Origin of the sequence: Accumulibacter sp. (assembly GCF_036625275.1) — a bacterium.
Lineage (GTDB): Bacteria > Pseudomonadota > Gammaproteobacteria > Burkholderiales > Rhodocyclaceae > Accumulibacter.
The window spans coordinates 55,326-69,142 of sequence record NZ_JAZKUD010000011.1 but is presented as its reverse complement, the minus strand read 5'-3'; the positions used below and the strand labels follow the sequence as shown (position 1 = coordinate 69,142).

Below are 13,817 nucleotides of genomic sequence, written 5' to 3'. Positions count from 1 at the left end.
TTCGTCGGCCGCGAGCGCGAGCTGCAGGCATCCGTCCTGGTCATGCCATGGCAGCGGCAGATCCCTGGCGTCGCTTGCCCGGAAGGTACAGGCAAAGGGCAAAAAGACCAGCGGGTATTCCAGCCCCTTGGACTTGTGCACGGTGACCACCTGCACCAGATCGGCGTCGCTCTCCAGGCGCAGTTGGCGCGCGTCGCCACCGGCGTCGGCAGCATCGCGCCGCTGTTCGGCGAGATGGCGAATCAGCGCGTGCTCGCCGTCGAGCAGCGCGCTCGCCTGCTGCAGCAATTCGGCAAGGTGCAGCACGTTGGTCAGCGTGCGTTCGCCGTCGACCGCCCTGCCCGCCGTATTGCCATCCTCACCGCCGCGCCCGAGCAGCCTTGCCGGCACCTGAAAATCGTTGAGCAGCCGGCGCAACATCGGCAGCACGCCCTGGCGGCGCCAGCAGTCGCGGTAGCCGCGAAACTGCAGGACGCGCGCTTCCCAGGCGATCTCGTCGTGGTTGAGCGTGTCGAGTTCCCGCCAGCTCAGGCCCAGAGTGGCGGTGGCCAGCGCGCTGCGCAGCAGGCGCCCGTCGTCGGGTTCGGCGCAGGCGGCGAGCCAGTGCTGCAGTTCGCCAGCTTCGGCGCTCTCGAAAACCGAATCCTTGTCCGAGAGATAGACGCTGCGCACACCGCGCTGCGCCAGCGCCCTGCGGATCGTATCGGCTTCACTGCGGCTGTTGACCAGTACCGCGATGTCGGCCGGGCGGATGCCCTGCAGGCCGGTCTCGCCAGCAAAGCCGGCCTGCCCCACCTGACCGAGATTGAGCAGGCGCACCATCTCGCCGGCGAAGCTGGCCGCCATCTGTTCGCGATAGACGGTCTTGCCCAGGGGTTTGCCGTCCGGATTCGGCGGCAGATACCAGACGGTGAGTGCGGGCAGCGGCATGCCGTCGGCCTCCAGCGCATCCGACCGACCTTGTGCCTCGGCAGTGACGAAGGGTACCGGATTGTCCGTCCCGCTGCGAAAGAGGAAAGCGCCGGAGCCGCTCGAACGATCCTCCGCCACCGCGAAGCAGTGATTGGTCGCCAGGACCATGGCCTCGGTCGATCGGTAGTTCCTCTTCAGCGTGTAGAGCCGCTCGACGCAGGCGCGGCGGGCCGCCAGATAAGTGTGAATGTCGGCACCACGAAAGGCGTAGATCGCCTGTTTCGGATCGCCGATGAGGATCAGTGCGCTGTCGGGAGCACTCTGCGCAACGCGATACACGGCATCGAAAATCCGGTACTGAAGCGGGTCGGTATCCTGGAATTCGTCGATCAGCGCCACCGGAAACTGCTGCCGGATGCTGTCGGCGAGGCGTTCGCCATGAGCCGCGCGCAGCGCGGCGTCGAGCCGCGTGAGGAGGTCGTTGAAACCCATCTGCGCACGGCGCGCCTGCTCGGCGGCAAAGCGCTGTGCCACCCAGCATGCCGCATGGCACAGCAGGTCGATGCGCGCGTCGGGCAGGGCCTGCAGCGCAGCCGCAAGGCCGGCGATCGCGGTCAGTGCGGGGTGCTCCGGAGATGGCGCGGCTTTCCAGATTTCGGCCAGTCCGGCAGGCGTCAGACGCCGCTGTGCCGCGTCAGTGAGCCCCGGATCGACCCTGTCGGAGTCCTCGCACCACTCGGCGAGCAAGCGTAGCCAATTGTCGTAGTTGTTCTTCTTGAGTCTTGTGCCGTCAAACTGTTTTTTGGCGCGTGCCGTATCGAGCAACGCCTGCAACTGATCCACCCATTCCGCCCACGGTGCCTTGAGTTCAGCCAGGCGGCGCTGGCGCTCGCGCAGACGGGTCCGCAGCGCCTCTGCCGGCGATCGCGGCGACCCGGCAGCAAGCCGATCGGCATGTGCGACGAGATTCCTGAGGCACTCCTGCAAGGCTTCGGGACCCGACCACCATTGCCGCACTTCGGCAACCGCCTCGCGGTCGAGCGCCGCCAGAAAGCTGCGCCAGTAGTCGCGAACGACCTCGGCGAGCAGCTCGTGCTGATCGGTTTTGAGTGTCTGGGTGAACAGGCTGTCGCTGTCGAGAGCGTGTTCGCGCAGCATGCGCTGGCACCAGGCGTGGATGGTCGAGACGGCCGCCTCGTCCATCGCTTCGGCAGCCAGTTGCAGCTTGCGGGCGCAAGCCGGCCATTGTTCCGGCGGGTACTGCTGGCGCAGCGCACGCAGCAGCTCGTCGGCAGCGGCGCTGTCGTCCTCGCGGGAGTCATCGCCGGCAGCGACCCGGAAACAGGCGGCCGCTTGCGCCAGACGGACGCGAATGCGGTCGCGCAGCTCCTGTGTCGCTGCCTCGGTGAAGGTGACGACGAGGATTTCGCGCGGCGTGAGCGGGCGCGCATGCGCGTTTTCCGCGCCATGCCCGAGCACCAGTCGGACATACAGCGCGGCAATCGTGAAGGTCTTGCCGGTGCCGGCGCTGGCCTCGATCAGCCGGCTGCCATGCAACGGGAAACGCAGCGGATCGAGCGATTCGACGGTTGTGCCGGGCGCGGTCGGCAGTGCGGCGGGGCTCATGCGGACACTCCCGTGCTCTTCTCCGCTCCTCCGGCCTTCTCCCTGCTGGCCGGGATCGCCTCAAACAGCGGGCGCAGGAGCGTCTCGGCCAGTGCGTGAAAATCGCCGTTGGCCGACAACGCGTCGAAATCCGGATAGGCGCGCTTGAGATAGACGTCGCTGTCGACTTCGCCCAGGGATTGATAAGCGCTTTGGTATGTCTTGCGCGCTGCGTCGTCGCCCCCCCTGAGGTAAGCGAATGCCGTCCTGGCCGCCAGCGGCAGCGGCCTTTGCATTCCCTGCTGCCAGGCGAGCAGAAGTTTTTCCAGATGGCAGCAGGCCTGTTCGATGGTCAGTGGCGGCAGGGTGACATCGCCGACCTTGCTGACGATGTCGGTGCTCAGCGGCCCGCCGGCGAGGTGCAGCGCCAGATGCTCGACCCAGTGGTGGATGACCTTCTCGCCGCGATATTGATGGTTCCTGACCAGATCACGGGTTTCGAGAACGACCCGGCCGCGCCGGCCAGCGCCATCGCTGCGAAGGCCACCGAGCCAGTCGGCGATCGCCAGTTCCTGCCCTTGACTGCTGACCTGGAAGCGGATCTCTTGCTCGCCAGCGACGGGTGACGGCCAGCGTGCGAGCGCGCGCTGATAGCGCGCCAGAAAATCGTCCAGCGGCGCCAGCAGCTCGTCGGCCAGCGCATCGCCAAAGGCACCACCGGGCAGGTCGCCGCGTCGCCGGATGCCGGCGAGCCGGTCATTGCGCGCGGCGGCAAGGTCCTGCGCCTGCTCGAGCGCAGCGACCTGCGCCCGGATCAACTCGTCCTGCAACTGCCAACGGCCCAGGCCATCGACCTCGAAGGGCTCCTGATCGTCGCTCGCCGGATCGTCAATCTCGAACGAGACGCCGAGGCGCTGCCGAAAAAAGGCCCTGACCGGCTGCCGGAGGAAGTCGCCGAGATCGCGCAGCGACAGCGGCTCTGCACGCAGCAGCAACGGCAAGACGCTGTCCGTCTCCGGTGCACCCGCATCGGCAGCCCCGGTTTTGGGCTGCCATTCCTGCGCGTAGGTGAACAGTCTGGCTGCCGCCGGGAATGCCGGGAAATAGTCGGGGCTGAAGGGCTGCAGCCGATGCTCGACGGTCAGCGCCGCGAGCAGGGCTTCGCCCGCTTTCCCGGCCGGCCCGGTATGACCGGCCAGCGTCCAGCCCGCAGCCAGGTGATCGCGCAACTGCCCGACCAGCACCGACGGTGGCCGCACGCTGTTGTCGTGAATGCTGCGGCCTACCCAGGAAATGTGCAGGCCATCGCGCGCCGAGAGCAACGCTTCGAGGAACAGATAGCGATCGTCCTCGCGGCGCGAACGGTCGCCCGGCCGGTAGTCCAGGGCCATCAGGTCGAAGTCCATCGGCGTGCGCGTGCGCGGGTAGTCGCCGTCGTTCATGCCGAGCAGGCAGATCCGCCGGAACGGAATGGCGCGCATCGGCATCAGCGTGGCGAAGGTGATGACACCGCCGAAGAAACGCTGCGACAACCCTCCTTCAGCGAAGCCGGCAAGCCAGGACTCGCCGACCACCGACAGCGGCAGTTCCTCGACCAGTGCCGCCTCGTCACAGGCGTCGTGCCAGCACTGCAGGCCGCTGTCGAGCTGCAGCAGGGTGAAGGCGTCGCCGCTGTCGTCGGCAGCGAAGAAATCGGCGAGCAAGGCGCGCAGGCGTGTACACCAGACGTCGACGGTCGCCGGCTGGCGCAAGCTTCGCCAGGTGGCGTCCAGGCGGTCGAGCAACTGCACCAGTGGTCCGAGCAGCGCGGCGTCGATGCCGCCGATTTCGTCGTAAGGCGCGATCCCCTGCCAGGCGGCGGCGTTGGCACCGACGGCGTAGCCGAGCAACATTCGCCGCAGGCCGAACCGCCAGGTGTGCGGCGCCGCCGCCTCGGCGTGCTGCGGCAAGTCGAGACTGGCACGCTGCTCGGCGTGCAGTCCCCAGCGAATGTTGGCACCTCGGATCCAGCGCCGCAATTGCGGCAGGTCGTCTTCGGCGATGCCAAAGCGCTGCCGCAGCGCCGGTACTTCGAGCAGGTCGAAGAGATCGCTGACCGCCAGGCGCGACTGCGGCAGGTCGAGCAGCTTTGCGAGCGCCTGCAGCAGCGGATCGACCTGGCGCCGGCCCTGGTCGGCGACGCTGAACGGCAGATAGCGCGCATCGCTCGCTTCAGGCAAGCCGAACACCGCCTGAATGTGTGGTGCGTAACGGTCGATGTCGGGCACCATGACCAGGATGTCGCGCGGGCGTAGCGTCGCGTCGGCATGGCAGGCGGCGAGCAGTTGGTCGTGGAGGATCTCGACTTCGCGCTGCGGGCTGTGGGCGACATGGAAACGAATCGAAGCATCGCGCGCCGGGTCGACTTCTGGCCAGTGCGCGCGCGTCTCGGCCAGCGGGCGCAATTCGAGGATGTCGTCCTGCAATTGTTGCAGCAGGGTGGCACCGCCGAAGTCCTTGAACAACTCGATGCGCTGCCCGATGGCAGCGAAATGCGGCAGGTAGCCGGCGCGCACCGCATCGTCGTCGTGTGCTTCGAGCAGGCCGATGAAATCGCGCCCCTGTTTGCCCCAGGCGGCGAGCAACGGCTGTGCGTGCAGATGCAGCCGTTCGTCGTCAATGAATTCCGGCATGCCCTGCCGCCGCGACTGGCGAGGACGCCCGCTGTTGCGCAGCAGATCGCGGTCGGCGACGATGTCGGCCCAGTAGTGCTGACATGGGTTGTGCACGCACATCAGCACCTGCGTCCAGCGCCCCAGCACCGCGAGAACTTCCAGGGATTGCTGCGGCAGGCTCGAAACACCGAACACCATCACCCGGCGCGGCAAATCGGCGGGGCGTTCCCCCTCGGGCCAGTGCGCAGCGCAACGCAGGAAGGCCGCGTGCACACCCGCCCGCCCGGCATTCGCTGCCGCCGTGTGCGCCCCCGAGCCGCCGGATCGGCTGGTTCGTGCCCGCACGTCGGCCAGCAAGGCGCGCCAGAGCGCTGCCTGCCAGCGATGTCCGTCGGCCAGAGGCACTGCGCGTCCGCGGGCGTCGATCAGGACATCCTGGCCCGCCTCCCAGGCCGCCAGCCAGTCGGCGCGATACACCTGATACTGATCGAAGAGGTCGGCAAGGCGCCCGGCAAGCTGGAAGCGCTTGCGCCGATCGCCGTCCCTGTCGAGGAAACCGAGCAGTGGCGCGTACTCCGCATCGTTCATCACTTCCGGCAGCAGCCGCATCAAACGCCAGAGCAGCCGCGCTTCGTCGAACGGCGAACTCTCCGGCACCGCCGCCCGTCCGAGCAGTGCGCGATACACCCGCCACAGAAAGCGCGACGGTAACGACATTTCGAGCGCCGCCGCGATGCCGCAGCCCCCTGCTTCCTCGCCCTGCCCCACATCGGCAGCGAGCGCCAGCTTGAGCCACTGCGCAATGCCATTGCTCTGCACCAGGATGATCTCGTTCTCGAGCGGCGCCAGCGGATAACGTTTCATCCATTCGACGACCAGCTCGCGCAGCATCTCGGGTTGGTTGCCATGCACGAGCATCAGGCCAGGCGTCAAGGGCGGGCGGGTCAAGTCGGGCTCCGGAGGATCAGGGACAGGCAAGCCCCGAACGATACGCTGAAACGTGTGTGCAAAGCCATGCACCGGGGCTTGGCACGGCGCCCACCGAGGGCAGGATCGACCAGGTCATCCCCAGCGTGGCGATTCCCGGCGACACCGACGGAAGAGCACGGCCCAACTGCTCAGCATGAAGCACTCAGATCGGCCACTCATGCACGGGCATGAGATGGCGCTGGTGGTCGAGATAATCGGCGGTCAACCGGAAAAAGTCATGGTGTTTCCGGTAATGGGCGAGTTGCCAGACAGCGCCGTTGCGGCGGCGGCGCAAGCGGCCGGCAATCACCTCCAGGTAGCGCTGGATATCCGCGGTCGCCAGATCGAGCTGCTCCAGCCCGGCGCGCGCCAGTGGCAACAGCCCCTGTTCGAGCAACTCGCGGGCAGGCATGCGCTGTCCGTTGAGCCACCGCAGTTGCGCGTTGAGACCGTCCCGCGCAGCACGGTAGAAATTGTCCTGAGCGATGGCGAAAGGCAGTTGTGATTCGGGCGGAAGATCCTGTCTTGCAAGCATTCGTACGGCGCCGTAATAAAAGGCCGCATTGGCGATCATGTCGATGATGCTGGGCCCGGCGGGCATCACCCGTTGTTCCACGCGCAAGTGCGCCAGGCCGTTGTCGTCAAAGCCGATGAGCAGGCGATTCCAGCGCCAGATGGTGCCGTTGTGCAGCCGCAGGTGAGCGTACGCTTCGACCGGCCCCAGGATGTCGACCGGCAGCAGCACCGCATAATTCGCCAGATTCTCGGCAAAACACGCCGTCGGGTCGGCACCCAGGTAGCCTGAACCGAAAGTCACCCGCCTATGCTGCGGATGTCCGGGGTCACAGCAATCGACGGCCTGCTCGAAGAGCGGTACACGCGTTTCGTGCCAGAGCGCGCGCTCGAACAGGAACGGTGAATTGGCGGACAGCGCCAGCAGCGGCGCAGCGAGTATCAGCGACGCGTTGTAGGTACGCGCTGCCTCGCTGGCCGGTGTCTGCAGGTGCACCTGAAAAGAGGTGGTCGCCGCTTCGAGCATCACGTCGGCGTGCGTCGTGGACAGGGTTTCGATGCCGGCAATATCGAGCGTCAGCGGCCGGCCGCCACGGAGCAGCAGGATCTGTTCGTTGAGCATCGCGTAACGCCGGTATGGCGACATGCTGGCCAGCGACAGATCGGCCTCGCGAATGGTCGGCAGCGTGCCAATGGCAATCAGGGCCGCCTCTTCAAGCGCTGCGACGCGCAGGCATTCCTGCCAGGTGGCAACGAGTTCGTTCTCCAGCAGCGACAGCGCCGAACCGTTCAGTGGCTGTGGGGTACCGTTGAGTTCGACGTTGAAGCGCGACAATTCAGGCACCACCAGCGGGTTGGCCATGCGTGCCAGGAATGAGACATTGCGTGGCACCGGGAAGAGGTGCTCGTCGATCAGCCAGGCTTCGAGTTCGAAGCCTGCCACCAGATTGGTGTTGGCGAAGTCGCCGCGTGCGTAGGCATCCTGGGCGTGCCGCGTCTCCAGCGCCAGTCGCCGGTGGAAACGTGCGAAGTCGTCAGCGGTGAAACCGTCGTTGCCAATCTCCTGACCCATCGGCGATGCCCCTCCCAATCCAGTGCGCGACCACCGCTGCCAGCGGAGAAGCCACACGTCACGCGATTACGGTCGATCGCCCCAGGTGCCGTTGAGAAGCTCGGCCAACCGCATGCGGTCGATGTCACGAACCATCCCCCCTATTTCTCTGGTGGGCAAAGGGGACTGGGGGCGAGAGTGGGAATTCTCCGGACATTATAGGCGATGATTCCCTGAAGCAGGCACCCCTGAGCAGCATTGAACAAGGTGAAGCGCGCTCATTGGCAGCGCGCGGTCGACTGGTAGAATGACGGTCATGAGAGTCCATGGCAAAGCAAGGCGAACGATCACCCCCGTACCCCAGGCCGGGGCCGTCGACATCATCGACCAGACGGCACTGCCGCAGACCTGTCGCGTGTTGAGATTGGCCAGCCTGGACGCGGTGGTGCAGGCGATCTGCAGCATGCAGGTACGCGGTGCACCACTGATCGGGGTCACCGCCGCTTATGGGGTTGCGCTGGCGCTTGCCACTCGTGCCGATGACGCCACCCTGCTCGCGGCAATCAGGACGCTCGGGGCGACGCGGCCGACGGCGGTCAACCTGCACTGGGCGCTGGCGCGCCTGCAAGCCTGCCTGACGCCGCTGCCACCGCCACTGCGTGCCGAGGCAGCGTGGCTTGAAGCGGACCGGATCGCCGAGGAGGATCTGCAGCAATGCCGCTGCATTGGCGAGCACGGCCTGCAATTGCTGCGCGCGCAGGTCGGCAAGCGCGGGCGCCTTGAGATCATGACCCACTGCAACGCCGGCTGGCTGGCGACTGTGGACCATGGAACGGCGCTGGCCCCGGTCTATGCCGCATTCGACCAGGGAATCGACATCCATGTCTGGGTCTCCGAAACGCGTCCGCGCAACCAGGGTCTGTTGACTGCCTGGGAACTTCACGAGCACGGCGTACCCCATACGCTGTTTGCCGACAATGCTGCCGGCCTGCTGCTGGCGCGCGGCGGCATCGACGCAGTGATCGTCGGCGCCGACCGCATCGCAGCCAACGGCGACGTCGCCAACAAGATCGGCACCTACCTCAAGGCGCTGGCAGCGCGCGCCGCCAGCGTCCCGTTCTATGTGGCCGCGCCAGGATCGACGATCGACTTCGCCTGCGCAAACGGCGCCGACATTCCGATCGAGGAGCGCGCTGCCGACGAGTTGCGGCGGTTGCAAGGATGCGATGCTGCTGGCCGGCCTGGCCAGCTTTGGCAACTCGCGACCGATGTCGCGGTCGCCAACCCGGCTTTTGATGTCACGCCGGCGAGTCTGGTCAGCGCCGTGATCAGCGAACGCGGCGTCTGCCCGGCAAGCCGCGACGGCTTGCACGCCCTCTATCCGGAGAAAACGCATGCCTGACCTGCACCAACAACTGATCGACAGTGCGCGCCGCATGCAGGCTACCGGCCTGAACCGCGGCACCGCTGGCAACCTCAGCGTGCGCGTCGAGGGGGCTGGTGCGGGCGATGGTGGCGACTTCCTGATCACCCCGACCGGCATGGCATACGACCAGTTGGTTGTCGCCGACATCGTGCACATGCGCCGCGATGGCAATTGCCAGGGTCGCCGCCGACCCTCGTCCGAGTGGCGCTTCCACCGCGACCTCTACGCCACCCGTACGGATGCTGGTGCCATCCTGCACGCGCATTCGCCGTTCGCCACCAGTCTCGCCTGCCTGCGCCGCGACATCCCGCCGTTCCACTACATGATCGCGCGCTTTGGTGGCGACAGTGTTCGCTGTGCCGGTTACGCGACCTTCGGCACGCAAGCGCTCTCCGAGGCCGTGCTGCAGGCGATTGTGAACCGCCGCGCCTGCCTGCTCGCGAACCACGGCATGCTGGTGCTCGGCGATGATCTGCAACAGGCGCTCGACCTCGGCATCGAACTCGAAGCGCTCTGCGAACAATACTGGCGCGCCTGCCAGCTCGGTCAACCGGTGTTGCTCGATGCCGCCGAAATGGCGACGGTGCTCGACAAGTTCGCCAGCTACGGCCAGCAGCCTTGAGCATCGACGCCAGTCACGGTCAGCCGGCAGGGCTGTTGCGCATCGGCGAAATTCGCCTTCCCATCGACCATCCACCGGCCGCACTGGCCGCCGCGGTCGCCGCTCGCCTTGGCATGGCTGAGGCCGATCTCGGCGAGATCAGCGTCTTCCGGCGCAGTTGCGACACGCGCAAGGCGGCTGCGCCGACCTTCCTCTACAGCGTCGACGTGGCGCTGCCCGACACCGCGGCAGTCCTCGCCCGATTTGCTGCCGACCGGCAGGTGCAGCCGACACCGGACATGCACTACCACTTCGTCGGGCAGGCGCCGGCACAACTCGCGATGCGGCCGGTCGTCGTCGGTTTCGGCCCGGCCGGCATCTTTGCCGCACTGATTCTGGCGCAGAGCGGATTCCGGCCGATCGTTCTCGAGCGCGGCAAGGCCGTGCGCGAGCGCACCCAGGATACCTGGGGTCTGTGGCGGAAAAAGCAGCTCAACCCGGAATCGAACGTGCAGTTCGGCGAAGGCGGCGCCGGGACCTTTTCCGACGGCAAGCTCTACAGCCAGATCAAGGACCCCCGGCATTACGGGCGCAAGGTATTGATGGAATTCGTCAAGGCCGGTGCTCCGGCGGAGATTCTCTACGTCAGCAAACCGCACATCGGCACCTTCCGGCTGGTCGGCATGGTCGAACAGATGCGCCGCGAGATCGAACAGCTCGGCGGCGAGATCCGTTTTCAGCAGCGCGTCAGCGGCCTGTGCATCGAACACGGCCGAGTGCGTGGCGTGACGCTGGCGAGCGGCGAGGAACTGCGTGCCGACCAGGTGATCCTGGCGCTCGGTCACAGCGCCCGCGACACCTTCGCGATGTTGCACACCGCCGGTGTGTTCATGGAAGCCAAACCCTTCTCGATCGGCTTTCGCATCGAACACCCACAGGCGCTGATCGACCAGGCGCGTTTCGGGTCGCACGCCGGCAACCCGCTGCTCGGTGCCGCCGACTACAAGCTGGTCCATCATTGCCGCAACGGCCGCAGCGTATACAGTTTCTGCATGTGCCCCGGCGGCACCGTGGTCGCCGCCACTTCCGAACCGAACGGTGTGGTCACCAACGGCATGAGCCAGTATTCGCGTAACGAGCGCAACGCCAATGCCGGCATCGTCGTCGGCATCACCCCGCTCGACTACCCCGGAGGACCGCTGGCCGGCATCGCACTGCAGCGGCGGCTCGAAGCGCACGCCTTCGAACTCGGCGGCGGCACCTACGAGGCGCCCGGCCAGCTGGTCGGCGATTTTCTTGCTGACCGCCCGTCGACGCAGCTTGGAACGGTGCTGCCCTCGTATCAGCCCGGCGTGCGTCTGACCAGTCTCGCCAGCGCCTTGCCCGACTACGCCATCGCCGCCCTGCGCGAAGCCTTACCCGCCTTCGACCGCCAGATTCGCGGCTTTGCCATGCCCGACGCGGTACTCACCGGCGTCGAGACGCGCACCTCTTCGCCGCTGCGCATCACCCGCGGCGATGATTGCCAGAGCCTGAACGTCAAGGGTCTCTATCCGGCCGGCGAAGGCGCCGGTTACGCCGGCGGCATCCTCTCGGCCGGCGTCGACGGGATCCGGGTGGCTGAAGCGGTGACGCGGGATTTGCTCGGACAGGTAACCCGGCAAAAGGTGTAAACCCGTTCGCATTCGCCCCCCTCTAGCGTGCTTCCAGTTCAGCAATCAGCCGACCCAGACCAGAGTTGCCCGGCAGTAGCTCAACGAGTTGCTTCGCATAGCCAAGCGCGGCTTGCCGATCGCCCACTTCACGACTCATCGAGAGCAGCGCGCCGAGGATATCGAGATTGTTGGGGTGTCGCTTGTCCGCACTGCGCAGCAGGGCCAGCGCCTGTTCGCGCTTGCCGGCGGAATCGACGGCGATCGCTCGCACATAGGCGTAGCGCGCGTTATCCGGGGCAAGACGGGTAGCTTCGACGAATTCGTTCAGCGCAGCGGCCTGATCGCCCTTGCGTGTCAGAAGCAGCCCGAAGGCATGGTGCAGATCGGCATCGCGAGGCATGACCGCCAGACCCCGGCGCAGAACCTTTTCCGATTTCGGTTCGCGCCCGAGTTGGCGCCAGGCATCGGCAAGATTGAGGTAGGCACCGGCAAAGCTCTTGTCCAGAGCGATGGCGCGCTCGAAAGCAGCGATCGCTTCTTCGGCGCGTCCCTGCTGCAAGCGCAGATTCCCGAGGTTGACCTGACCCGATGGCCAGTCGGCCTCCAGCGCCAGGGCGTTTTCATACTCTTGCAGAGCGGCTGCCCGAGCGGCGCGTTGTCCCTCCGGAATCCGAGCGTCCGGGATGTCGGCAAGGAGGCGTACCGCTTCGATACGCACGCCACGCACCGGGTCGGAGAGCAGCGGCGCTGCACTGAGCACCCGGTTGGCCGGTTCGGCCGGCGCGATCATCCCCAGCGCGGCAATACGTACCGACGGGTCGGCATCCTGCAGCAGCGCGCGCGTTGCCGGCAGCGTGCCGGGGTTGATGTAGGGCTGTGCCAGTGTCGCTGCTGTCGCCCTGACGATCGCCGGAGCCGTCGGGCTGGCGGCGAGTTCGAGCAGGCCAGGCAAGGCGCGCACGCCCTGCGAGTTTTCTCCAGACTCGCCAGCATGCAAGGTGCTGCCGTAATGCGGTCGCGCGCGCCAGTTCCTGCCATACCACTGGTCCATGGCACCTGCTGCCCACTGCGGCTGCTTTCCGGTATGGCATTGAGTACAGGCATTCGGACTGCCCATTGCGATCGAGAGATCGGGGCGCGGGATGCGCAGGCTGTGATCCTGCCGGGCGTGGATCACCATGTAGTTTTGCGTCGGCATGTGACAGGTGACGCACTGTGCACCCTTGCCGCCAACCGTATGGTGGTGGTGATTGGGCACATCGAACTCGACAGCCGCGTGGCAGCGGGTACACAGCGCATTGCCTTCGGCACGCAGTTTCTGGGCATGCGGCTCGTGACAATCCATGCAGGTCACCCCGTTCTGATGCATCCTGCTCTGCAGGAACGAGCCCCAGACGTACACCTCTTCGCGCTGCTGACCATCGGCGTAGTAGTTTGGAGCGGTGAGCATTGCAAGGCGATGACTGTCTTCCAGAGTGGCACCGGGCGTCCGCTCTTCGCTGAGGGTTGAGCGGCGGGCGTGGCAGGCGACGCAACTGTTCATTCCGGCCGGCTCGACCGGCTGGTCGCGCCGCGCGAATTTCGCGGCCCCGGTCGGGAATTTCCACGCCTCGTTCCAGCGGCTTCGCAGTGATGGCAGACCCTTGCTGTCCTCGGCGCGATAAGGCGGCCTGACCAGCCGGGCCCAGTCGACATGAACGGATGCAGGACCATGGCAGGCCTCGCAAGCCACGTTGATTTCGCTGAATGTCGTCTTGTAGGTCTGGCTGGCCGCGTCGTAACCCTTGCGCAGATTGGTCGAATGGCACTCGGCGCACTGCAGTGCCCAGTTATGGTAGACGCCGGTCCAATGCAGGGAATCCTGGTAGTCCACTTTCTGTTTAGGATAGAGATGGAACCAGCGCTGGCCACCCTCGCCCTTCGAGCGGGCATCCCAGGCAATCGGCAGCACCTGATAGCGCCCGCCCGGAAAGGGAATCAGATACTGCTGCAGCGGGTAGATGCCAAAGGTGTGACTGACTTCATAGTCGGTCAGCTGACCATCCGGACCATCGGTGCGCACCATGAACTTGTCGCCCCGCTTGAAGAAGCTTGACGCGACGCCGTCCTTGCGAAAAGTGGTGTTGGCAAAGTCCCCGAGCACGCTGGCCGCCGTTGCTTCCTGCATCGCCAGTTGATGATGCGAACCTGACCAGGACTGGTATTCACTTTCATGGCAGCTCTTGCAGGTTGAGGCGCCAACATAGGTGGCGGCCGGTGATACAAGTTGTGTCGCGACAGTGGGGATAGTCGAAGGCGCTGCGGTCGGTGGGGGGGCCCACGGTGAGGAGCTAAGGAACGGTATCGCACCAACAATCAGCACGGGGAGAAGCACGCCGGCAGCAATCAAGCGCCGACGCTGCGGCGGCGTATCCACAGGGTTCGTCGGCAT

At 66.1% G+C, this 13,817-nt stretch carries 7 protein-coding genes; 3 read left to right on the top strand and 4 right to left on the bottom strand.

The genetic code is table 11. The features are described 5' to 3' along the window. The 3 genes from recB to V5B39_RS06950 form a co-directional block, all read right to left on the bottom strand. The coding region (recB, locus tag V5B39_RS06960; protein WP_332342189.1) for an exodeoxyribonuclease V subunit beta at positions 1–2,538 on the bottom strand (2,538 nt) is incomplete at its 3' end. Further along, a complete protein-coding gene (gene recC, locus V5B39_RS06955; protein WP_332342194.1) occupies positions 2,535–6,089 on the bottom strand; it encodes an exodeoxyribonuclease V subunit gamma in 3,555 nt (1,184 codons plus the stop codon). The genes recB and recC, both read right to left, overlap by 4 nt. Positions 6,090–6,303: 214 nt before the next feature. Next, positions 6,304–7,725, bottom strand: coding sequence for a glutamate-cysteine ligase family protein (locus V5B39_RS06950; RefSeq protein WP_332342188.1), 1,422 nt, complete (start codon positions 7,723–7,725; stop codon positions 6,304–6,306). Positions 7,726–8,020: 295 nt separating this feature from the next. Between V5B39_RS06950 and mtnA the strand changes: the two genes are divergently transcribed. The 3 genes from mtnA to V5B39_RS06935 are packed head-to-tail and all read left to right on the top strand — an operon-like array spanning position 8,021 to position 11,404. Beyond that, complete coding sequence (gene mtnA / locus V5B39_RS06945) at positions 8,021–9,106, top strand: S-methyl-5-thioribose-1-phosphate isomerase (protein WP_332342187.1); 1,086 nt, start codon at positions 8,021–8,023, stop codon at positions 9,104–9,106. Further along, complete coding sequence (locus tag V5B39_RS06940; RefSeq protein ID WP_332342186.1) at positions 9,099–9,752, top strand: class II aldolase/adducin family protein; 654 nt, start codon at positions 9,099–9,101, stop codon at positions 9,750–9,752. The genes mtnA and V5B39_RS06940 overlap by 8 nt, the downstream gene beginning before the upstream one ends. A gap of 32 nt (positions 9,753–9,784) precedes the next feature. Next, entirely contained in the window at positions 9,785–11,404 is a 1,620-nt protein-coding gene (locus V5B39_RS06935) for an NAD(P)/FAD-dependent oxidoreductase (protein ID WP_332342193.1), read from the top strand. A 22-nt stretch (positions 11,405–11,426) separates the two neighbouring features. On the opposite strand, the gene V5B39_RS06930 is transcribed toward V5B39_RS06935, so the two are convergent. Continuing rightward, a complete protein-coding gene (locus V5B39_RS06930) occupies positions 11,427–13,673 on the bottom strand; it encodes a tetratricopeptide repeat protein (RefSeq protein WP_332342192.1) in 2,247 nt (748 codons plus the stop codon). Between the last annotated feature and the right edge of the window lie 144 nt (positions 13,674–13,817).

Coding starts and splice junctions, on each gene's coding strand:
- V5B39_RS06950 (WP_332342188.1), bottom strand. CDS start 7,725: ATGGGTCAGGAGATTGGCAACGACGGTTTCACCGCTGACGACTTCGCA.
- V5B39_RS06940 (WP_332342186.1), top strand. CDS start 9,099: ATGCCTGACCTGCACCAACAACTGATCGACAGTGCGCGCCGCATGCAG.
- mtnA (WP_332342187.1), top strand. CDS start 8,021: ATGAGAGTCCATGGCAAAGCAAGGCGAACGATCACCCCCGTACCCCAG.
- recC (WP_332342194.1), bottom strand. CDS start 6,089: ATGCTCGTGCATGGCAACCAACCCGAGATGCTGCGCGAGCTGGTCGTC.